General features: G+C 36.7%; 19 protein-coding genes. 6 read left to right on the top strand and 13 right to left on the bottom strand.

The genetic code is table 11. The features are described from left to right. A partial coding sequence (locus tag VE944_RS32980) for a TetR/AcrR family transcriptional regulator (RefSeq protein ID WP_324987669.1) occupies positions 1-245 on the bottom strand: 245 nt, incomplete at its 3' end. A gap of 392 nt (positions 246-637) precedes the next feature. Here VE944_RS32980 and VE944_RS32985 point away from each other — a divergent pair. After that, entirely contained in the window at positions 638-1,789 is a 1,152-nt protein-coding gene (locus VE944_RS32985) for an endo-1,4-beta-xylanase (protein WP_324987670.1), read from the top strand. Between the two features lie 130 nt (positions 1,790-1,919). On the opposite strand, the gene VE944_RS32990 is transcribed toward VE944_RS32985, so the two are convergent. From VE944_RS32990 to VE944_RS33035, 10 genes are all read right to left on the bottom strand, one after another. Next, a complete protein-coding gene (locus VE944_RS32990; protein WP_324987677.1) occupies positions 1,920-2,744 on the bottom strand; it encodes a WecB/TagA/CpsF family glycosyltransferase in 825 nt (274 codons plus the stop codon). Positions 2,745-2,880: 136 nt separating this feature from the next. After that, positions 2,881-4,032 carry a glycosyltransferase gene (locus VE944_RS32995; protein WP_324987680.1) on the bottom strand — a complete coding sequence of 384 codons (1,152 nt, stop codon included), beginning with the start codon at positions 4,030-4,032 and terminating at the stop codon, positions 2,881-2,883. A gap of 363 nt (positions 4,033-4,395) precedes the next feature. Continuing rightward, positions 4,396-5,283, bottom strand: coding sequence for a glycosyltransferase family 2 protein (locus VE944_RS33000; RefSeq protein ID WP_324987683.1), 888 nt, complete (start codon positions 5,281-5,283; stop codon positions 4,396-4,398). 124 nt (positions 5,284-5,407) lie between these two features. Beyond that, positions 5,408-6,424: a hypothetical protein gene (locus tag VE944_RS33005; protein WP_324987686.1), complete on the bottom strand. Its 1,017-nt coding sequence runs from the start codon at positions 6,422-6,424 to the stop codon at positions 5,408-5,410. A gap of 24 nt (positions 6,425-6,448) precedes the next feature. Further along, the gene (locus VE944_RS33010; RefSeq protein ID WP_324987689.1) at positions 6,449-7,720 is read right to left on the bottom strand and encodes a glycosyltransferase family 4 protein; all 1,272 of its coding nucleotides are present in this window, start codon (positions 7,718-7,720) and stop codon (positions 6,449-6,451) included. 26 nt (positions 7,721-7,746) lie between these two features. Further along, positions 7,747-9,006, bottom strand: a complete 1,260-nt coding sequence (locus tag VE944_RS33015; protein WP_324987692.1) for an O-antigen ligase family protein — start codon at positions 9,004-9,006, stop codon at positions 7,747-7,749. 32 nt (positions 9,007-9,038) lie between these two features. After that, positions 9,039-9,965, bottom strand: a complete 927-nt coding sequence (locus tag VE944_RS33020; RefSeq protein ID WP_324987695.1) for a glycosyltransferase family protein — start codon at positions 9,963-9,965, stop codon at positions 9,039-9,041. Between the two features lie 53 nt (positions 9,966-10,018). Continuing rightward, entirely contained in the window at positions 10,019-11,341 is a 1,323-nt protein-coding gene (locus VE944_RS33025; RefSeq protein WP_324987698.1) for a flippase, read from the bottom strand. 124 nt (positions 11,342-11,465) lie between these two features. Further along, positions 11,466-12,410, bottom strand: coding sequence for a glycosyltransferase family 2 protein (locus VE944_RS33030; protein WP_324987701.1), 945 nt, complete (start codon positions 12,408-12,410; stop codon positions 11,466-11,468). A 76-nt stretch (positions 12,411-12,486) separates the two neighbouring features. Next, positions 12,487-14,691: a GumC family protein gene (locus tag VE944_RS33035; RefSeq protein ID WP_324987704.1), complete on the bottom strand. Its 2,205-nt coding sequence runs from the start codon at positions 14,689-14,691 to the stop codon at positions 12,487-12,489. A gap of 1,337 nt (positions 14,692-16,028) precedes the next feature. Between VE944_RS33035 and VE944_RS33040 the strand changes: the two genes are divergently transcribed. Further along, complete coding sequence (locus VE944_RS33040) at positions 16,029-16,421, top strand: hypothetical protein (protein ID WP_324987707.1); 393 nt, start codon at positions 16,029-16,031, stop codon at positions 16,419-16,421. Between the two features lie 157 nt (positions 16,422-16,578). Here the strand turns inward: VE944_RS33040 and VE944_RS33045 are convergent, their stop codons facing one another. After that, a complete protein-coding gene (locus VE944_RS33045) occupies positions 16,579-16,716 on the bottom strand; it encodes a hypothetical protein (protein WP_324987709.1) in 138 nt (45 codons plus the stop codon). Between VE944_RS33045 and VE944_RS34280 the strand changes: the two genes are divergently transcribed. From VE944_RS34280 to VE944_RS33055, 3 genes are all read left to right on the top strand, one after another. After that, on the top strand, positions 16,676-16,777 hold the full coding sequence (locus VE944_RS34280; protein ID WP_414690185.1) for a hypothetical protein: 102 nt from the start codon (positions 16,676-16,678) through the stop codon (positions 16,775-16,777). The two genes, VE944_RS33045 and VE944_RS34280, sit on opposite strands and share 41 nt — an antisense overlap. A gap of 671 nt (positions 16,778-17,448) precedes the next feature. Further along, positions 17,449-18,468, top strand: a complete 1,020-nt coding sequence (locus VE944_RS33050; protein WP_324987711.1) for an RpoD/SigA family RNA polymerase sigma factor — start codon at positions 17,449-17,451, stop codon at positions 18,466-18,468. A 113-nt stretch (positions 18,469-18,581) separates the two neighbouring features. After that, on the top strand, positions 18,582-19,076 hold the full coding sequence (locus VE944_RS33055) for an ureidoglycolate lyase (protein ID WP_324987713.1): 495 nt from the start codon (positions 18,582-18,584) through the stop codon (positions 19,074-19,076). A gap of 116 nt (positions 19,077-19,192) precedes the next feature. Here the strand turns inward: VE944_RS33055 and VE944_RS33060 are convergent, their stop codons facing one another. Continuing rightward, the gene (locus VE944_RS33060; RefSeq protein ID WP_324987717.1) at positions 19,193-21,025 is read right to left on the bottom strand and encodes a phospholipase D-like domain-containing protein; all 1,833 of its coding nucleotides are present in this window, start codon (positions 21,023-21,025) and stop codon (positions 19,193-19,195) included. A gap of 298 nt (positions 21,026-21,323) precedes the next feature. On the opposite strand from VE944_RS33060, the gene VE944_RS33065 reads away from it, so the two are divergent. Further along, positions 21,324-22,619 (top strand): cation:proton antiporter (locus tag VE944_RS33065; protein WP_324987720.1); only part of this gene is annotated, 1,296 nt, incomplete at its 3' end.

Raw genomic sequence — 22,619 nt, forward strand, 5'->3', positions numbered from 1 at the left:
AGCGTTTGCGCTCCTTCCAATTCAGCTAATGCTGTACTTAAGTCTTGCTCACAAATCTCCTGGGCCAATTGCTCAAATAGAGCTTGCTTGCTAGGAAAATAGTGGTACAACGTACCAGTAGAAACCCCTAATCCCTCAGCAATTTGGCGCATAGTGATGGAACCATAGCCTTTTTGGGCAAATAAATCAAAGCACTTGTCGAGCAGTTCTTTACGATATTGCTCATGATCAACAATTTTAGGCATGACTCCGGTTAATTATATCGAACAATCGTTATATAAAGATTAGCATCTTTATTGCTGATATGTAAAAACATATAGGACTCCTATTTGATTTTTGAACAATCAAGCTGCTTATAAGCTTGACATACAAAGCTTAAATTCTCAGTATACTGAGCAAGATTCAAGTAGGATTCCTATAGTTTATTAATTTAAATCGAACATGCGTTATAGTTTAACCTAGTTTTGCACTAGATGTAATACTCATCAATTTTGATCTTTGCGACTTAGTATAAAAATATGATTTGATTTTGGAAAAAAACCGTATATTCTGGGTGAAGAAGGGTAATATAACAATCCGTATGTTTTTTATACGATAAAATAATAATCAATGTATTTTTATTAATTAAGTATAATTTATGCCTTATCGGAGAAAATTTTTAACAAGAGCAGGATATACTACCCTTTCTGCGTTATTAACTATGGGGTTTTTACAAAAAGATAAGCAAAAAGAAGAACCTAGTGCCAAAAAGCTAGTAGTCAATTATACATTTAAAAATTCTCCTCTTCGGGAATTAGCTGCTGCAAAAGGAAAACGTTATGGCGCAGCAATTTCTAGTGATATTTTGCTAAAAGATAAGGATTACGCTAACCTGATTGCTCGTGAATGTTCGATTGTGACACCGAATGGTGAATTAAAATGGAACGCCACTGAACCACAGCCAGGACAATTTACCTTTGAATCAGCAGATGCGATCGCTGATTTCTGCCAAAGGCATAATATAGACATGCATGGGCATACCCTTTTCTGGCACATGGGAAAACCAGACTGGCTCCCTTACCCGCCCACTCTTAAAATGATCGAACGGCATGTTAAGGGAGTCATGGGGCATTATCGCAATAGCAAGGTTTTAAAGTCTTGGGATATTGCCAATGAAATTATCGCTGATAATGAAAATGAAACTAACAATGCTACCTACGGTTTACGTAAAGGAGTAAAACCAGAATTAATTCGGGATTTGTTTTTAATTGCCGCTTCAGTTGATAACAGCAAGAAATTTTATTTAAACGATTTCGGCATTGAAGGCGCTACATGGAAATCAAACCGTTTCTTAAAAATGGTCGAATATCTAAAAAATAGTGGCGTTAAAATTGACGGGGCAGGTATCCAATCGCATCTATGGTTTTCTACTGCATATGGTTTTGACGAGAAAGGATTTAGTTCCGTTTTAAAACGGCTTAATGATCTTGAAGTGAAACCAATAATTACAGAATTAGATATTATTATTGATGCCCCACTACCCGATAGTATCGAAAAGCTAGACCAGATGGTAGCCGATAGTTACAAGCGATATCTTGACCTGTGCTTTGCGGCTAAAGTTGATACTGTAATTACATGGGGTCTTACCGACCGTCATAGCTGGATACGTCATCCCGACTGGATGCCAGGAAAAACTTTTAGGGACAATCCAAATATCTGGAAATTTCTGCGTCCGCTTCCCTTCGATGAGAAGTTTCAACCTAAACCTGCTTACAATGCTATTGCCCAGGCTTTTGAGCAAGCAACTTAGGCTTACCTAACCCAAACGTAAATAATGCATTTAACTATTATTTCAAGCGAAGTATCTGGCGAGATACTTCGCTATTTACTAGCACGAAACTTGAATTAGGCGTGTTCACTAACACTAATTAATGGCTCAATCAGGCTAGAAATTTAGGAAATTTTGTACTGAGAAATAGCAGGATTCTATTCTTTTTTTGTTGGCTTGGGATACTCCAAATTTCTCGTAAAAATAATGTGGCTAGAAACCAAGGCTCAAGTAAGTAACGTCTCCAAAGTCTTTTAGGTTCAGACAATAAACGATACAACCATTCCAAGCCCATCTTTCCCATCCAGCGAGGAGGAGTGGGTACTGCTCCTGCTACATAGTCAATACAGGCTCCACTAGTCAAAATACTATTGGTATGAATATGTTCAAGATTTTCGTAAATCCAACGTTCTTGGCGTGGCATACCCATCCCCACCATCAATACATGAGGTTTGTAGGCATTAATTGCAGCCAGAGTAGCAATATTTTCTTGACTGTCTTTATTCATGTCAATATAGCCATGAGCGCAAGCAATCTGTAACCCAGGAAATTTGCGGCACAAAATACTTGCTCCTTTTTCAGCGACTCCCGGCTTTGAACCCAAATAAAATACACGCCAGCCTTTATCAGCTGCTTCTGCCATCAAAGGCCATACCCAGTCAACATAGGTTACTCTTTGTTCCCGTTTCATAGGAAAACCCAATAGTTTTCCTATAAACAATAAAGGCATACCATCAATATGGGTATATTTTGCCTTGGCATAAAAAGCTTGCATTTTTGGATCATTATGGAAGAGATAAAGACTATGCATATTGTGATTAGCAATAATCCACTTTTTATTCTTCTCAATAGATTCTTCAATCAACAAATTTAACTCTGGGATAGAGAGTGCATCTACTTTAACACCAAGAAGATTATAAGAAAATCGGTTTTTCATGACTTAATTTTTATTTGGTAGGTATGAAAGTTTAATTAACAGGCAAGGTGAGTATTTAAAAACTAGTCTTTAGTATATTTATATCTTTAAATATACTAATTATTCTTAGTTAAATATGTTTGGTAAATAAATAGAGCTAAGAATGACTGGTTTTAAGGAGAATTTGCGCGATATTCTGCGCTCTTGCTTTCCAAGAATATTTTTCTGTAATTAAGGTATATGCACTATCTACAAGTGATTGATATTTATCAATATTTGAAGCTGCATCAAGCACTGTGTTAGCAACTTCTTCAGTAGAGTATCCTGTTACTAAAAGATGTTCTAAATGGCGAAATTCTTCTAAACCTCGCAAGCCTTCTGGTGTTGATACAACTAGTTTTCTACTTGCGAAAAAATCTAATGCTTTATTACGAGCGCCACCTGCTACTGCTTGTTTTGAGAATGGCAACAAAGCAATGTCTGCATATTTTACATGATTAACAAAAGCCTCCCTTTTAGGTAGAAAACCTAAAAAAGAAATATTAGAAGGTATTGGTAATAAAATATCATTGTTATCTCTACCAATAACAACAAAATGTACTTTTTCCTGATAGTTTTCAAGACATTTAGCAACCTCAATAGTCATTAATACAGACATATCATTGCTTGGAAATTGAAATGTCTTAGGAGCAATAAGAACCACTATTTTGGCTGGTCTGAATGCTTGATAGGGATCTTTATCCAGAAACAATTCAGTATTTAGTAAGTCTTCAGTTACACCATTCCCAATACTATAAATCTGCTGTGGAGTTCTACCATACCACTGAGAAATTAGTTTAGGGATTGCGTCACCTGCGGCAATAATTGGAATACGAGAGAATATCAAAATTCCCTGAGCAATGTATGTCTTAATACATTGTACAAATTCTTTAAAAGGATTGGCAACTGAAAACAAACGCATCCAGTATTCGTATGCTGAAAATGTATGAAAATCTAATACAAGACAAGGCTTATAGCCTTTTCTAAGTTTCAGCGAAATTAAAGCAGCTAATCCAGGTAACGTTTCCTGAGCATAAATAATATCTGGACAAAACTCATCAATGCACTTTCCTATAGCTTGAATATATGACTTCAGATTTCTTGAACCAATTGAAATAGAAGGTGCATATTGAACAGATGAACAGTCTAATCCTATTTGAAAAATATCAAAATATTTCGTCAAATATTGTCCTAGATAAAAAGGTCTAGTAAAAGCACCAAATGGTTGGCTGGAGTCGAGTGTTGAGACAATTAGTAAGCGTTTACCCATAATTAGGATTGCTGATTATTCTAATACTTAACAAGTGGTAGGGTTTAAGTCCCCAACAAGACAGGCGCAGCAGGATTTGTGTCCTTCGCTGCGGGACGCTGTAGCTTATTTCCCTGTAGAGGTACGATAGGCTTAAAAACTAGGAACCGTTGGGATTAAATCTCCGTTAAAAAACGTAATTGTGTTAGCGTTCGTGTAGCGTCTCGTAGAGAAGCGGGGCCGCAATAGCGCCTCTTAGAGTTGCTCATTACGAATTGGTTTAATAACTTTATCTTTGAGGCGAAATTCGTCAATTCATTGAGTTTAGATGGTAATGAATTATGCAAACATTCTTGCAGAAGAACTTGAATGCAAGTATGAAGCTTATGAGTTAGTTTGGTTAGTATCCTCAGAAAATGTCGGAGAAGTTGCCAAACTCTTGTAACCAATTATTGCTCTGATATAGGGTAAAAACCAGTAAAATACCCAGAATAGCCCAGAGTGTCTGCTACAAAAAATAGTCCAAGATTTCAATGGAAATGCTTTAATTTGTAACACCTTTTTCAAACGTTCTAGTATAGTTAAGTTGGTATCTACCCAACTATTTCGGATAGAATTTTTAGTACAAGTACCAACATATCCAGGAGCTACCCATATTTGACAACCCAATTTACGTGCTCTGAGGGCATAATCTAAATCTCCTAAAGTGTGAACAAAAGCTGTATCAACATTGCCAACCTTTGCGACAACAGTTTTAGGGATTAACACACAATTACCATACATAGCATCGCATTTTTGGATAACCGAACTTGGTTTTAAAAATTCAAACTTATTAGAATACCACTTTTTAGATTTTACTGCTCCTCCATAGGTTGCTCTTCCTGTTATTGGATCTTTAGTTGAACCAACTACAATTGAGTCTGGATAACCTTGTTCAGTCAAATTTTGATGAATCTGTAATAATCTATTAACAGCATTGGCTTCCAGAAATGTGTCATCATTCAACCATAGATAATAATCATATTGATTTCTTATCGCCTCACCAAAGGCGAGATGCATTCCTCCTACCCAGAATAAATTGCCATTACCCTGAAAAATGTGTACGTCTGGATATTCTGCTTTGATAGCTTGTGCGGTGCCATCAGAGCTACCATCATCAGTTAAATAAACATCACAATCATTTGTTTGTTGATATAAAGCGCGTAGACAGGCAAGAGTTGTATTACGCCTATTGTGGCAGGTCATAACTACAGCTAAATTTGCTTGTTTCATCTCATTTCCCTCATCCAATTCTATTAGAATCTTCAATGCGAATAGTAAATTTATGCGTAACTTTCAGATAATTGTCTTTATCTTCAGAGCAAAAAAGACTTCTTTCCAGTTTTTTCGATTAGGGTCAAAGTTTGGCCATCTTTTCTATCCAGCCACTCAGATTAATATCTAAATTAAAGTTTTGTAATTTTTGTTCCATTCTTCTGACTACCAGCATATATCGATGCAAAACTGATACACGAGGCATACTAAGTTTGAGAACCTCTTGACACAACCATCGATATTTCTCGGAATTGTTATTAAGTTTTTTCAATTTTTTGATTTGTGCATTCCAATCGTTGTAGAAAAATAAATTGAAATAATGGATCGATGTAATATCATCCCAATGTTTAATTTGTACTTGTTTTGACAAACGGTTATGTAAAGGTAATGGATAACTATAACTAGGAGGAAGATGTTCGACCGTTTCTTCTAAGGCACATAAAGTTACAGACAAAACAGACTGCTCAACAAAATAAATACCCTGAGGAGGAGTAATATCCAGCCGCATTACTTTTTCAAAATTCTCTCTCCAAGCTGTAAATATACCTGCACTCCTTCTCACAACAACCAAACCAGAATTCCAATAGGCTCTAATTCTTTTATTACCAATTGGCGTCTCAACAAATACCTCACGCTTTACCCCCAAGACTTCATATAGTTTTTGCCAGTACCACTCTTGAGGGTCTTGCAGTCCTGTAGAACCGATTCCTTGACCATACTCAGGACGCATTCTTACGTTACAATTTATTGGCAATAAAAAATCTTTTGGTTCCCCAAAAAAACATTTGTCACTGTCTAAAAAAACTAATATTTCTGCATCGATATTTTGTTCGGCATAGGCACAAACTAGAGGTTTATTAGCTAAATAATATTCATGAAATTCTCGATTTATAGGAAGCTGTTGATGAATCACCTGCAATGCTTCAAAGGCTTGTTGGGTTTGTTTTGATATCGGTTCACCTACTCTAGGATGAAAACTATATATAGGTGTATTTTTCAATTCACCGCAGAAGTTACGAATGCTTTTTGCAAGCATCAAAGATTGAGCTTCCAAACGACCAGGCTCTGTACAAATTATAAAAGCTATAGGTATTGACATACTATGAAGTATTTGTTTACTAAGTTAATTTCTGAATGAAGATTTATTTGCACTCATGAATATTTCCTGAAACAAAGCTGAATAACGATGTGCTTGGAGTTCCAGAGTGAATTCTTGTTGCGCTTTTTCACGAGCATAAAATGACAGCTTTTGCAGCCTCTGTTCATCTTCAAGTACCCAGGTAATTCCTTTGGCAAAATCTTCAACTTCATAAGGTTTAGCCAAATAGCCGTTTTGCTGATGATCAACAATATCTTTTAAGCCAGTAGAATTAAATGCCACAACTGGAGTGCCACAACTAAATGATTCAGAAGCTGCCTGCCCAAAAGATTCTTGAAGAGACGGTACAAGCATCACATCAGCTGCTGAGTAAACAGTTGCTAAAGATATATCATCATGTAAGTGTCCTAAATAGTGTGCTTTACAGCCTAAATCAGGTGGATTTTCAGGTTGAGATGCGCCAAAAACCACTACTTCTACGTTATCGTTCCAGCCAGATTTACTCAATTCTTGTAGAGCTGGCTGCAATAAATGAAATCCTTTATTTCTATCACTTGTTGCCTCTATTGCTCCAAAGAGAATCAGCTTCTTATCTTGAGGTAACTTGAGTATTTCTCGTGCAAAATGTTTATTAATAGGTCGATATTTTTGAATATCTAGACCGTGGGGAATTACCTCGATTCGCAAATTTTGGAATAAAGAACTGGAACGAGCGCACTGCGCTAACCAAGAGCTTGGTGAAACCAGAGTTAAATTAAGATTTTTCCAGGCTTTTACTTTGCGCTGCCATGCCCAACGGGATAAATCCCATTCATTACCACTGTTGAGTTGAGGACAAGCTCCACAGGATACTTTGTAGCGATCGCATTCTCCAGTAACGTGACATCCACCAGTAAACCCCCACATATCATGGAGAGTCCAAACTAGAGGACGCTTCAGTTTAGGGAATGTTTCTATTTGCATAAAAGCTGCGCTAATCCAATGTAAATTTATTATGTCTGGATTAATCTGAGCAACTTTAGGAATAATTCTATCTGGCAGCCATTGAACAAAAAATGGAGTATTTTTCTTTTGACGATAAAGTTTTAACGGTAGACTTTCAAATGTCAACTTTGCTTTAGCAATGCCTTGAAATAATCTAGTCTTAGGTGCAATTACTGTTTTATCATTACTAGATTTTTCCTGGACTAGCATTTGTGACTCTAGCCCTATATCTTGCAAACCTGTGTGCAAACGATATGCAGCTCTTGCTGCACCTCCATTAATATCATGGGTACTTAGATGTAAAACTTTCATTTTTATTAACTTTGCAATTATTAAAATTATTTCTGACTGCTATAAAAGCTATTTATATAGCTCTGATGATAATTTCGCTGATAATCAAGAGTCAAAGAGAACGAAGTTGTAATGTACATCAACCAATTCCAACTAGGAGTTAATAATCTTGCTTCGGAAAAATTAATGATGACTATGAGAATTAACATCTGCATTGGCCAATAATCTTCCGGTTTTTTGGCCACATAAATAATTCGAGTCATAGCCATCACAAAGAAGCGGATAAACCCGGCGGTAAAAGTCAAGAAACCTAAGAATCCTAATTCTAATAAGAGTTCTAAAAAGCCGTTGTGAGCATTACTTGCCCATTCATAAGTAGCTCTCAGCTTAGATGCAGCATTACTAGTCCAAAATGCAGAATATCCATAACCTAGCCAAGGTCTTTCCAAAATCTTGGATGTCACTAGCTCCCAGAGATCAGAGCGTCCATTGAAGGTAAGGTCTTTACCAGAAGTGCCAACTAGAGTTTCGGCGTTATTGACAAGCAATATTGAAAAAATAATCAATATCATTAAAGCAGAAGTAATCATAATAACCTGTAATTTATAATTAGTTTTTTTAAAAAATTTGTAAAAAGGTAAAACTAATATCATTGTTAATAAGATCGTTAAAGATGTTGTTGAACGTGAGAGAATAATTAGACATATAGATATCCCACATAGTGCCCACATCAACCAGCGATATCGATAGCTACTAAGAGCAAGGTGCAAAAACACTCCTGCACTCCAAGCCATCATGTATCCTAATTCATTTTTATGACCATAAATTCCGCTCCACATATTTAGCAACTCAGGTGATTTGTGACTGTAATCTGGTAAGAATGCAGAAAATAGCATAGATAATAATGCGGCTGTACCAAGTGCCCAAGCTATTAACCTCAGTTGTTCCCTTAGGGAATAACGCATTGCTAAATAGATTCCAAGAAAATATATTCGGATTAGACCCCTCATATAAGTAAGACTAGAACTTAAGTCTTCTGACCACAAAAGAGAAAATATAACTATTGCTAGTAAAAGAAACTGTAATGGGCTTCGAGTAGCTACATACAAAAAACCTTTCCAGTATAAAAGTAGGAAATAAAATAGAATTAAATATGAAACTATATTGAATATAGTATCTAGCTTGTCACCACCAAGGGTAGATATAGAAACTTCTTGTGCGGGGTGTATTGTTAATGCCCCTACAGCAATGAGTAATAAGAAAATAGTTAATATTTTTTCTGTTAACTTTATTTTAATTTCTGACATTTACTTTATTTATAAATTTACTATATTCACCACTACTTTTTTAACGTTGAGTAATTTATTTTCTTTTTCAACTCTTCTTTAAAAATATCCAATACAGTTGCTTTATAAACTGTTTTCTGGGTAAAATTATCTGCCTCTATATTCCTCACCATAAACGGTGGGTGCTTTAAAGGAAATTCCATTGCTTCCATTGACATATTGATAAACGAAAATTTTTGGTTGGAAGTAAAATGAGTTGCATCTGCACCAGTACCAACATTAGAAACTAAATTTACATTCGGAATAATACTTAAGCTGCCCTGCATCCAGCAAGCAAATGTCCATTGATAATCCCAGGTTATACCTGTAGGATTGTTATAAACAGATTGAAATATTCGTCGCCAATAATTTATTGCCTTCGGATCTGCAAGAATGTCATGTAAAATATTTTCTGCTTGCACCTCTTTCCAGAGTTTGATGGTTAAATCATAATGTTGCCAAGCACGTCTCCAACTTGCCCAACCCCAGCAGTGGTTGTAACGAGAAAAATAATAACTGTAATTTGTGCGTTTTCGTCCAAATTGAAGATTTTGAGCAGAGATTGTGGCAACTCTGGTATCGTTTCTATATTTTTCTAGCAGTTCTTCACTATATCTAAAAAAACTTGGGTGAGGAATACAATCATCTTCTAAAATAATTGTCTCTTCAACATTATTAAATACCCAATCTAAACCACTAGACACTCGTTTTGCACAACCTAAGTTAATATCAGAATAATTCTTGATAACTTCACAGTCCCAATCAACTCTTTCAATAATTGCTCGAGTTGCTTCACACTTTTCTGCCTCACCTTCGCGATCTGTGCGGGCACCATCTGCAATTACAAAAAGTTTGGTTGGTTTGGCTTGGCGAATAGCTGCAAAAACTTTCTCTGTTGTTTGTGGTCGCTTAAAGATAATAAAAGTTATTGGTGTTTGCATTTTTGATTAACTTGGCTAGTGTTTTAAGAAAGGTGAAAGTTAGATAAAAGGGATTAATTTCTATAAAAAAGGAGAAGCGATCGCACCTGAATCTTAAATATTTTTTGGGTTCTCTTATCAAATGCATTGCATAAAAAAGCAGCAGCAGCTTGAGATATTATTGTTGCGATCGCAGCGCCAAAGCCTGCATATTTAGGAATAAGTAATAAATTAATAATGATGTTTAGTATCGCCCCAAATAAATTCTTACCTAAAGAAACATGGTTTAAACCTTCAGCAATAAACCACGGTGATGTTGCAAGACCCATAAATACAAATAAAGAAGTCCAAATATGGATTGCTAATATTGGTCCTGCTTCCGCATATCCACTTCCAAACATCACGATAACTATCTTGTCGGAGAGGAATGTCATTGGCAGAGCAATTGCAAAAGATATACATGCAAGGAGACGAAGTAATTGTCCTATTCGCTGATAATAAAGACTTTCTGATTTTTCCTTTGCTGCATAAATTGAAGGAGCAACCGAAGAGACAATAGCCGCCGGGATAAAATACCAAATTTCTGAAATACGGACAGCAGCAGAATAAATTCCAACCTCATTATTTCCGGTCATTTGACCTAACATTACCAGATCGATTTTCATAAAAATCATGATAGCAAACCCCGAAAAAATCAGAGGTAAGCTCTCTTCCAAAAGATTTTTTGCAGTAGAAAAACTCCAACGCCATAACAATAATGAAGATACTTTGACTTGATAAACAATCAGCAAACCAATTGCACTCATTGCAAATTCTGCTAATGTTACCCAAGCAAAAGCTAACAATGGGGCTTTTGTTAAAATCAGTGCTATTTTAATAAGACTATTTAGCAGAAAGGCTATATTCTTAGCAATCACAGTGTATTTCGACTCCACCTGTGATTGAAACCATAGTTCAATAGTATCAGCTGCCCTAAAAATTCCTGCCATTGCTAAAATTGCAACTAGCCATATCTTCAGTGTTTCATGCTCACCTAAGAAAAAGATGCCACTAACTGCCAATAATACAGAAGCAATCCCACCCAGCAATTTTAGCCAGAAAGTGGTTCCTAAAATTTCTTCTTTGTTTGATGGTTGACGGACAATATGGCGAACTACTACATCGTCTAGCCCTAGACTAAAAATCGGAGTAAATAAGCTAACAAAGGCTAAAATATAGTTAAATAGACCATACTGCTGTACTCCTAAATAGCGTGCTACCCATACTCCGACAACCAAGCTTGCACCCATACGGAGAATGCGGTCAGCAAACAACCAACCTGTATTGGCAATAATTGCACGCAGACTAGAACTAGATTTAAATTGTGATAAGCTTTGAAGCCTAAATTTATTTAGCATTGCCTTTTAATTTAACTATGTGATACTCTTTATCAATTTTCATAATGCAAATCAAATTTTGTTAGCTTCTTAAATTATTCAAAATAGATTAAGTTAAGCCAGTATTTTATATAATTATCAGTTACTATTTTTTGAATTTCCCAGACATAAAAATTTTGAGAAAGTAGCTGAATAACAAAAGAATACCTTTGATTTTCCAATACAAATTATGCTCAAACAAAAAAATTACTTTTAAATATGAAATAAAATCTTGATATTTTGGACATGGGATTGTTTTTAGCTCATTGAGAGATGTGAAAGCCAATAATAAGGGTAAACTTAAATAATTTTTTTGAAGTATGTAATTAAATAAGGAATTGCGTTTCCAAAATCTTTTATATTCATAGTTTTTGTCTCTATCTAAAAACTTATTGTTATGATATTGATTATTTGGATGTATTCTATACATCACTAAAGGTTTAGACATATAAAACTTTTTAGCCCCTACCAAGGAGGCTCCCCATACTAGACAGTCATCAGACCTCACACGCCAATCTTCTATATTCGGAATAGGTAAAATTTTTCTAATTATTTCTCTACGTATTGATAATGTTGAAGTTATAGAGCCAATCCATTCACCATTGCATAAAGTTCTGATTACTGAATAACCCAAATCTAAATCAACTGCATCAGTTTGAAATATTCCTTCCACTGCCCCAAACTTCTTGTAGGCACAAAACATAAAATCACATTCAGTACGTCTACTATAAAAATTTAGTGCGTTTTCTAAATATTGAGGTTCATAAATATCATCAGCATCTAAAAAAAATATAACATCTCCTGTTGCAGCTAAAAAACCTTCGTTAAAAGATGATAATTGCCCTTGATTTGTTTCTTTAAAGATGCATTTAACATTGTCTAATTGGGCAAATTTAGCAATGACTTCCGCAGAATTATCTGTAGATGCGTCATCTATAATAATAATTTCATCAAATTTAACCGTTTGGTTTAAAGCACTATCAATTGCCTCTGAAACAAATTCAGCATAATTGTAGTTATTAATTAAACAAGATGTCCTAATTTTATCCATGTAAAAATACCTCCATCATCAGGAATAAGATAGGTTAATTTACTTACAGCAACGTTCAGTTTTGCAATTTGTCCGATTAACGCTCTTTGGAAAATTTTGTTAAGCTGCTAGATACTAAATCTTGTTGAATTTGTTGTTTTTTGTTGCCATAAAAATAATTATTAGGTTCATTTTTGGTATTCACACCATTTATGACTATCCCTAACACCTTCTGACCTGACTGAGTTAAAAACTCTTTAGCTGAATTCGCACTGTTCAAGTCAACTACTCCAGGACGAACGACTAATAAGATTCCGTCAGTGAGGGTACTTAAAACAGCTGCATCTGCTATTCCTGATAAAGGGGGAGTATCAAAAATTATAAAATCGTAATCTATTCCAAAGTTACTAATTAATGTTGCCATGCGTTGAGAATCTAGCATTGCTACTGGATTAGGAGGTAAAATTCCCGAAGTAAGAACCTCAAGATTAGGCATTACTTCTTGTATTGCTGTATCTAAAGAAACTTGACCAGCGATGGCATTACTTAGCCCTGTTACATTTGTTAGCCCCCAGATATGATGCTGCATGGGATTACGCATATCTGCATCCACCAACAAGACTCGCCGCCCTGCCTGAGCCATAGTCACAGCTAAATTTGCAGATACATCAGACTTTCCTTCTTTGGCAACAGAACTTGTGATTACAATGCTTTTTAGCGGTTTATCAGAACAGAGAAACTTCAAGTTCACTTGTAGTACTTGGTATGCATTACCAAGAGGGAAGTAAGGAATATCTCTGCCAATAATTTTAGGAATAGCTCTATCGAGTCCTGCTATAGAAGGATTATCTTTACCATTTCTACTTTGTGTCGGAATCACTCCCAAAACACTGTATTTCATTACTTCTTTGGCTTCTTTGACGCTCTTCACCGAGCGGTCTACTAAGTCTAAACCAAAGGCAACAATGATACCTAAGAAAAGGCCAATTCCTCCTCCACCAACAATAAACAGAATTTTGCGAGGCCCTTCTGCTTTCTCGGGGGTTAAAGCATAGGAAATGACACGAGCGTTAGGAATCTTTTGGTTCTGTGCAATATCAATTTCTTGGCGTTTCTTTAAGAGTGTTTCATAAGTCGTTTGAGCTGCTTGTAGCTTCCGTTCTAGCTCTCGTTGACTCTGTTCTAGCTTTGGCAAATTATTTGCTCGTTTGATATAGGCCTCTTGCTGTCGCAAAAGTGTGGCAATCTGTCTTTCTAGACCGACGCGTTCTGCCTGAGCACGAGTAATATCTGCTATTAGACTTTGGCGCAGTTGTCCAACCTGTAAACTTCCTTCTGTTATCTGCGCTGTACCAGCGAATTGTCCTATACGTTGTTTTAGCAAGCTCTGAAGAGCTACGACTTTTTCTTGTAAGGTAGTAATTGTAGGGTGTTCAGGTGAAAAACGTGTACGCTCTAGTGTCAGTTGGCTTTCTGTTTCTTGGAGTTGGGCAAGCACTTTCTGAACTCCAGGTGCTTGAGTTAATTCAGATATGATTACACCTTGCTTTGAATCTATCTTAGCTTCACTGCTTAACTGTTCTAAACGACCTTTGACATCATCTAATTGAGCTAAAGCTTGAGAAATTTGGTTTCCTAACTTGGAAATCGTATCAACTGCTGCGCTTGCTTCTTGTCCCAAGACAACAACTTTATTCTTTTCTTTAAATAGCCGCAGTTTTGATTCGGCTCTTCTGACAATTTCCTCAGCTCTGGGTACTTCCGTTACGAGAACATCTTTTGCTATCAGGGCTTCATTCTGATTAGCTTTGATATTTAGCTCGATATAACTGTCGATAACTTTATTGACGATTTTGGCAGTTAGTTCAGGATTGCCACCCTTATAAGAAATTTGTACAACATCAGTGCCTTTGATTCCTTCTATTTTTAGTTGTTTTGCCAAGTCGGGAATCGAGAGCAGTTTGCCTTTGCTATCTTTGAGGCTGAGGGAATTAATTGTTTCCTCAATTACTGGATTTGAACCAATAACTCTCACTTGAGTTTCTAGGGGATTGTCGTTGACATTCAAAGCTTCTAAGCGCCCTATGTCTTCTGATAACCCTGTGAGTGAGGAAGAGCGATTGGTCTTAATCATCAAACTTCCTTCTGCCTTGTATGACGGTTTTAGTGAAAATGCATACAAGCATCCAAGGGTAACAGTTATACCAAAAATACCGACTAGAGGTAGCCAACGCCGTTGAATAACTTCTAAGTATTTCTGAATATTTACTTCTTCAACGTGTGGTAAAGATTGCATTGTCATAATATATACAAATTTTATAAATAAGTTGAGTTACTTGCAAGAGATATTTCTCAGTATTTTACGGATACTAGTACTGGAGTCTACTTTGCTATGTAATATCTGCGTTGATTGTCAGCTAATGCCTTTTTATTGAGGTTGTTCAATATGTGAAGTAAGTTAGTAAACATTTTTAACTAGCAGTAAGTGGCTTCCACTTCTGCACAAAAAAGTAAATAGTACATAATTTTGATTATTTGGAATTACGAACCCACTTTCACTACCATTCAAACTCCTTCCCAGAAATATGCAAATATCAAGTTGATTGAGAAACCTAGACTAAAAAGACTAATTGTTGGTTTAACTTATCGTTATGTTACTGCTGATGAAAGTATGGATTAATCATCTAGTAATCAACATCATATTCTGTAAAAACACTGATTTGGAGAACTTTACAAAATATTTATACAAAGGCTAGTATATTCGCTACCTTTTTGCTGATTGTGAAAAGACAAGAAAAATTAATTGCTTAAGGGTAAGCAATAAAAGAACTGCGCCAGCCTACAAGCAATGGAACGACTTTATTAGTTATCAGTTACCAATTTCAATCGAAGGGTTTAAGTCTTCTACCATACGCTTATTAACTGTTTAGTGTTAATTGTTCACTAGTTTCAAGTTAGGCTTCGGACAGTGATAAGAGACGCCTAGAAAGACAGGATGTATATTTACCTGAACTGCTGAACAATAATTAGTTTTTGCTTAGAATCATGGTCAATCTTGAGAAAGATAGGGGACTGACATAATAAAACTGTGTGATTTGAGAATCGTACTTGTAAGGACTCACAGCCAGTTTAATTTGCCCAGACTGGTGCAAAGGTTTTTTGATGTGGCTTGATATATGAAAATGACAGTATAATGTCCGCTCTTGAGTATATCCCGTATTTTAGGTTTACCCATAAACTTGCGATCGCCTTGTTTGTATTCTGCAATAGACACAAAATACTCCTTTCAAGGTTTATCTAACAATATATATGTTGTCTTATCTGTGTAACTGTATAGTAACACGCATAAGAGATAAACGGCTAGGAACTAACGTTTGGAGAATAAAACCGAACTATATGAAGAAAGATAAACTTCGGTACAATCGTTTTCACTGATGCTTTATGCCAAGAACAAAGTTTTACGCAGACAAAACTCTACATCTGACTAAATAAACTTCACCATGTTTTTCATGAAGTTTAGCTAAAGTTCTGGCTACCTGTGTTAACCTGAAGTATTAAAACTCGGCTGCTATTTTTTGCTTTCTGTATTTAGGCAATTTTAATTATTAAACTAACATTAACTGTAAAGAGTACTGAATTATGAAATTATCTTCTATCACCTTAGTAATTGTGATTAATATACTCGCTCTCCCCCAGAGTGTCTATGCTAACCAAGAAAATGCTCCCATGATAACAGACGATTACAATCAGGCTGGAGTTTTATTGACGGAACCAGCCACGATTAACACTACATGGAGTAATTTTACCGGAGAGAGCAATAATCGCAAAGAAACTGCTGAATCAATTTTGCTAGTACAGGAGCAAGAATGCCAAAAGATTAACCCGCTTGAGTTCATCAATGACCCAGGTGCTTTCTTTAAACAATGTCAAAAACCAACAAATACCCAAACTTATCAGAGCACTGAGCCAATTGAGTATCTCAAGGTTCCTAAACTGAATTCTGGTATTAGTGTGACAGTTACTAAGTTTTGATACAGAACTTTTTTAGTAAGAGATAATTAATTATTGGTAATGTAATTTATCTACATAATTAATTTACGCTTATCAGAAAAGCGGGGAAGCTTTAAGATGATTTCTGCATTTTTGGAGAGATCGAGAATCTTGTTATTTAAATTATGCTGTATAATAATTAACCATCCCGAAACGTAAGTCTTTTCGCTTCGATAGGATAATTACCTGCGATCGCAAGTGTTGCTATCTTGCCAAGTATTATCCTTGGTGTTAATGTGACAAATATTACTACTTTTAGCCCAAAAAATGTCGCCAAGAGTCATTACATTGATAATACCCCACCCAACACAGATGTCTGCGTTCAGTATGACACATGATCAATTATCATAAGTACCTGCGTCTTGCGGTTGGCACACCCCCAGTTGAACTGCTCCTAAGAAAGCTGTTCTTAAGTAGAAGAAGCTGAATAACTGCTTTTTTCATAGCTAGCGTTCTACGTAGCCAACTTGATATGATTGGATTATTTAGTAAAAACTTAGGGGTAATAAATGGCATTTTAGGTTTAATAAGTTGATATTCAATGAAATCAAAATATAACCTAAATAGTAGCAATTAAAATAAATTGTTAATTGGTGGTTTAATAATTTTAAATTACGACTAGTCTAGAGATTTTATGTTATTAAGTTGTTTTTTGTAATAAAATGCGTCTCGGGGCAATGTTGAATTTACTCAAAAAGTGTATTAGATAAGTAAATCAATAATAATTATGTTTCACAGATATGGAAATATCAATAATAAAGCAGTGTAATTGGTTTAAAAGATATGGTAATGATACTTAAGGCAATTGATTTGTCACTACTGATGATGTTATTATTAGGGAGTGGGTTGATTTTGGGTTTATTATCTCCAAGAATTGACTTGTAATGTATCATAGACCAGAATTCATCAGTATTGCCAATTGATTGATTAGCAGGGTGAAATGGCTATGGGTCTGAATATCTAGGCTTGATACCAATAAATTGATGAGGTTACAGAGGAGCAAATAACCATGAGCAACTTAACATCTCCACCTACCGAAGTTCAAAAAACGAAGAAAAAAAGTTTAGCCGCAGATAAAAAACCTCGAGCTACAGATGATATTGTGCGTAGTTATCTGCAAGAAATCGGGCGTGTAGATTTGTTGACTCGTGAACAAGAGGTTATTTTTGCCGAACAAGTGCAGCAGATGATGAATTTAATAGCTGCTAAAGAAGAATTGGCTGTGAAATTAAATCATGAACCCACGCTGCAAGAATGGGCAGATCAGATGGAGTTAAGTCTTGAGGTGGTAGAGCAACAGCTAAATTTAGGACATCAAGCCAAGCAGAAAATGATTCAGGCTAATCTCCGGTTAGTGGTAGCAGTTGCGAAAAAATACCAGCACCGGAACCTGGAATTTATGGATTTAATTCAAGAAGGTACTTTGGGTTTAGAGCGAGGAGTGGATAAATTTGATCCCGCTCTTGGTTATAAGTTTTCTACCTACGCTTACTGGTGGATTCGTCAAGGAATTACACGAGCGATCGCTCAACAAGGACGAACAATTCGTTTACCTATCCACGTCTTTGAGAAACTGAACAAAATTAAACGGGTGCAGCGAGAATTATCTCAACAGTTAGGTCGCGTTCCTACTACTGCTGAAATTGCTACCGCCTTATCTTTGACACCTAGCCAAGTTAGAGAGTGTTTGTACTTGGCGCGTCAACCGTTTTCCTTAGAAGCGCGAGTTGGTGAACAACAAGATACAGAATTGCAGGACATACTGGAGGATGATGGCCCTTCTCCTGAAGACTATGCTGTTGAAGAATCTTTGCACCAAGATTTACAAGACTTGTTGGCAAAGCTGTCTCCCCAGCAGCGAGAAATATTAACCTTGCGCTTTGGTCTGACTGATGGATATGAACTTTCTTTAGCACAGATTGGCGATCGCATGGGTATTAGTCGAGAACGGGTACGTCAGATAGAGCAAAAAGCCCTTAGCCTCCTACGACGGCAAAAAGAACAAGTACGTAGTTATTTAGCAAGCTGAGATTATTTTTTCATAATAATATAGAGCATTTAAACTCAGAAAGTCACCATTAGGACTGTATAAAACTCAGTCATTTTGGGAGAAAATAAACCTAAGCATCTCAAAGGTTTGATATGAGTACATCAAAGACAGTGCAACAATTGCAAGCACAATCTCTGACTTCTGAAAACTTTCGGCGTTATGGACAGGTGATTTTTGCAAGTCTTGATGGCAAAGCTTATGATGGGGAAGATGCCCAGTTAAACCTGCATAATGGTATTCCACGGTTTTATATTATGCGGTTGGAAAAGAGGGGGCAAAAGTTTAACAAAATTACTCGCCATGTGCAATGCACTCAGTGTCTAGGTTCTTTGTCAGGGAAAGATTGGTTAATTGCAGTTTGTCCTCCTAATAATGATGTGAATGAACCAGCATTAGAAGAGATTGCTGCTTTCCGCATTCCGGGGAATTGTTTTATCAAGCTACATGAGGGTACTTGGCACGCTGGCCCCTATTTTGACCATGAAGCTGTAGATTTTTATAATTTGGAACTAGCTGATACAAATGTGATGGATCATTTCACACATGATTTTCTCAAGAGTCATCAATTAGAGTTTGAGATGGTTTAGGTGCATTGGGTTTAATAATATATGATGATTCGTTTGTAGAGTGCGGTAACGCCCTCCAATTTGCCGAATCACTTGCTTGATCTATATATTGATAGTATTGCCTGCTTTGTTTTATTTTAGGTATATTGCGAAATAAACTTATCAGGTGAATCACTGTTTTGGGCAATACTGAGGCGTATAAACTGCGCCCAGACCTCATCACTAAGTAAGTTTAAAGCAGTTTTGGGATTATTAATTGCGATCGCGCCCATAACTTTACACCAGCTTTGTTGCAATTCCTCAATAAAAGTTTCTTCAATAGAAACTTGACTCAGTAACGAAAGTGCAGTTTTAAAACTTTCTGATTCACCTGCCAAATTTTTCGATTTTAATCCCTGTAGTGCTACATTCAACCATACAGGCAGAAGTTCAAACCAATTATTTTTCTGTATCTCTTTGAGTGCAATATCTTCCATACCTAGCGCACCCCACACACATAAAGACTCTATAGCAAGTTTAGAATCCTGCTTTTCTAGAGCATTTCCCCATAATTTTTGAGCGTGATTTTGGAAGCGATTAGCGAGAAATTGATAAGCTTCCTGAACTTGATGTGGAATTGTAACTTTATAAACTGACTCACCTCGTGATAGGTAATCGCCGCGATAGGATAACCAGTTATGAGAACCGCAAAGATGGATTTGTTTATCAACTATTACTTCTTTAACATGGGAATCTCCCAACCAAAAAACCTGTACAGATGGTAAACCATCAAGTGTTTTGATCGCTCGAAGTTTTTTCTCTACTTCTGGTGGAATTGGTTCATCTTCATCTTCTTGTCGTCGCGCAATTCCATGTCCAATTAAAATCCGAACTCCGCGATTAGCTAATTTCTGTAACAAAGTTAGAAACTTTTCATTGACAACTGCCTGATTCACCCAAGGGGAATAAATTAAAACCTGACTTTTAGCCGAATTTAAAACTTCTGAAAAAGCTAGGCTAATTTGTCCATCGCGTAACTGTACGGCTTCACCTAACGCTTTATAGTTATCTCCCTCACGAGTGGCTTTTGTAGAAGTATCTAGTGCCTTTTGGCGAATCTTTTCGAGTCTAGATTCTATTTCAGTATTTTTCTGCTTGAGAATGGCTTGACGTTCAAAAATGATGGTTTCGGTTGATAATTTGCATAATGCTTGCAAAGATATTTTACCTTCAGTATGTAGCAGTTCTAACCAATTTGATGCTGACTCTAAAATTTGCTTTCCATTTCTTATTTGAATGGTCAATTTATCTTCAAGAGCATCAAAGATAACGAAAAGCGATATTTTTCTCCAGATTTTTTGAGTCGAAGCTAGTACTCTATAGGAAGTTACGATTTTTCCCTCTTCTGGTACATGAAGTGCTAAAACTGAAGCTTGAACACTTTTTTGTATTTCCTCAAGCGGTAAAGAAGCAATATCAGCAATTGTATGATCAATAGTGATAAAGTCTGCCAAGTCAGGTAAATTTATCGTTGTCTCACTTAAGGATTCAGATTGGAAGGTTATCTTGTCGCTTAAAGGGTCTGTAATAGCATAAATTTGTATAGGATATGGCGGCTGTGGTACAGACCCTTTTTCATAAAATGAGCGACCTTCAGGAGTAACTGTTAGTGGCGATGTTGGTGATAGAGTTTGTAAGGAACGAAGAGTTGTAGTAGTAGTTTTAATAAATACAGAATCAAGCCCAAGTACAGAAGCTAATTCATCCTCTGTTGGCGGAGGTTGAAATTCAATGGCGGCGCGGATAATAAATTCTTCGAGTACGTTAAACTGGCGAGGTTCCTTGATATTTACTTCTACCTGAGTTTGCCGCAAACTATAACGGAATTCACGCGCTGCTAAAACTGATAAATTAGGACTTTGCGTTTCTATTTCGTCTACCAATTTTTTGAGATTTTCATCAATCGGTTTAGCAGAAGAGGCGAGAAACATCAACGAAACCTCCATGAAGACGCACGATATTTGAAACTTCGGAGTACATACTCCCGATTTGTCCATGTTGCTGAGTGAATAGGGAGGAAACTAGAACAGGGAGCTTTGGTTAAAAAATGGTGGAAACGATGGTAAGTTATCCCTACGGATTTTCTGCCATTTGGAATAGGTTTTGTCTCCCCTGCCCCCTGCGCTGTGCCTCTTCCGTCAAGTGGAAGAAATTCGCCGTTCCGAATCCACACCCTGAAGTTGCTAATGTAGCATTACTAAAGTCAAAATAACTTTTCAGAAGCTAATAGTGGATGTAACTCAATTAGTCAAAGTTTCAATTATTCTCTTACTGCTTGCTACAGGTGTAGCTCTGCTGTCACGGAGATTACGAATCCCTTATGTTACGGGTTTAGTGTTAGCAGGTTTGCCTATCACTGAGCTATTGTCTCGTCCAATTGGTTTAAATCCAACCCTTGTTTTAAATCTTTTTTTGCCAATTCTGATCTTTGAAGCTGGTATTAACACAGATGTCAGCCGCCTACGCAGCACCTTTAAACCAATTGCTTTATTAGCTGGGCCTGGAGCTGTGCTTTCCAGTGGTATTATTGCCATTCTGTTGAAATTTGGGCTGGGATTAAGTTGGATACCTGCCTTATTTGTCGCAGTAATTCTGGCAAACACTGATACTGTTTCCATGATTGCCGTCTTTAAGGATATACCAGTACCATCGCGGCTTTCCACCATCGTTGAAGGAGAAACTCTATTCAACGATGCAGCTGCCCTAGTTTCCTTCAACCTAATTTTGCAAGTATATTCAACAGGCTCAATCACATTTATAGAGGGAATCCAACAACTGCTATTTATCTCTGTAGGAGGCTGCCTGGTGGGGTTAGTCTTGGGCTACTTGAGTATACCTGTCTTCGCCCGTTTAGATGATGCCCTTAGCAGTCTTTTATTGACAGTCGCAGTTGCATTAGGAACTTTTCAGGTTGGACAACTTCTCGGTGTATCAGGTGCAGTGGCTGTAGTCGTCGCGGGATTAATTTTCGGGAATTTAGGGCTTTCTCGCAATACTTCTGCTTCTAGTCGCATCACCTTATTGAGTTTTTGGGAATATGCCAGCTTTACCGTCAACACCTTTATTTTTCTGCTGATTGGTGTAGAAATAAACTTGGTAACGCTGTGGAAAACTTTACCTGCAATTCTACTTGCAGTTTTGGCTTATCAAGTCGGGCGAGTTCTTACAGTCTATCCTCTACTAGCAGGCGTTCGGTGGATTGACCGCCCAATTCCCCTACGCTGGCAACATTTACTGTTTTTAGGCAATATCAAAGGTTCACTCTCAATGGCTCTAGCGTTGAGCTTACCTACCACACTGCCAGGACGAGAAGTTTTGATAGCTATAGTTTTCGGCTGTGTGCTGGTGTCATTAGTGGGACAGGGTTTAAGTTTGCCTTGGGTGGTAAAACGCTTAAAATTATCTAAATTTTCAGAAGCTCAACAACAGGTTGAAGAATTGCAAGCCCAGTTGATGACGGGTAAAGCAGCACAAGATGAATTAGATAGTCTGTTGAAATCAGGGGTTTTACCAAAAGCTGTTTAT

The organism is Nostoc sp. (genome assembly GCF_035638895.1).
GTDB lineage: Bacteria > Cyanobacteriota > Cyanobacteriia > Cyanobacteriales > Nostocaceae > Nostoc.

Bases quoted from the DNA above. Each gene is read 5' to 3' on its own strand.
- VE944_RS32985 (WP_324987670.1), top strand. From the start codon at position 638: ATGCCTTATCGGAGAAAATTTTTAACAAGAGCAGGATATACTACCCTT.
- VE944_RS32990 (WP_324987677.1), bottom strand. From the start codon at position 2,744: ATGAAAAACCGATTTTCTTATAATCTTCTTGGTGTTAAAGTAGATGCA.
- VE944_RS32995 (WP_324987680.1), bottom strand. From the start codon at position 4,032: ATGGGTAAACGCTTACTAATTGTCTCAACACTCGACTCCAGCCAACCA.
- VE944_RS33000 (WP_324987683.1), bottom strand. From the start codon at position 5,283: ATGAAACAAGCAAATTTAGCTGTAGTTATGACCTGCCACAATAGGCGT.
- VE944_RS33005 (WP_324987686.1), bottom strand. From the start codon at position 6,424: ATGTCAATACCTATAGCTTTTATAATTTGTACAGAGCCTGGTCGTTTG.
- VE944_RS33010 (WP_324987689.1), bottom strand. From the start codon at position 7,720: ATGAAAGTTTTACATCTAAGTACCCATGATATTAATGGAGGTGCAGCA.
- VE944_RS33015 (WP_324987692.1), bottom strand. From the start codon at position 9,006: ATGTCAGAAATTAAAATAAAGTTAACAGAAAAAATATTAACTATTTTC.
- VE944_RS33020 (WP_324987695.1), bottom strand. From the start codon at position 9,965: ATGCAAACACCAATAACTTTTATTATCTTTAAGCGACCACAAACAACA.
- VE944_RS33025 (WP_324987698.1), bottom strand. From the start codon at position 11,341: ATGCTAAATAAATTTAGGCTTCAAAGCTTATCACAATTTAAATCTAGT.
- VE944_RS33030 (WP_324987701.1), bottom strand. From the start codon at position 12,410: ATGGATAAAATTAGGACATCTTGTTTAATTAATAACTACAATTATGCT.
- VE944_RS33035 (WP_324987704.1), bottom strand. From the start codon at position 14,691: ATGACAATGCAATCTTTACCACACGTTGAAGAAGTAAATATTCAGAAA.
- VE944_RS33040 (WP_324987707.1), top strand. From the start codon at position 16,029: ATGAAATTATCTTCTATCACCTTAGTAATTGTGATTAATATACTCGCT.
- VE944_RS33050 (WP_324987711.1), top strand. From the start codon at position 17,449: ATGAGCAACTTAACATCTCCACCTACCGAAGTTCAAAAAACGAAGAAA.
- VE944_RS33055 (WP_324987713.1), top strand. From the start codon at position 18,582: ATGAGTACATCAAAGACAGTGCAACAATTGCAAGCACAATCTCTGACT.
- VE944_RS33060 (WP_324987717.1), bottom strand. From the start codon at position 21,025: ATGTTTCTCGCCTCTTCTGCTAAACCGATTGATGAAAATCTCAAAAAA.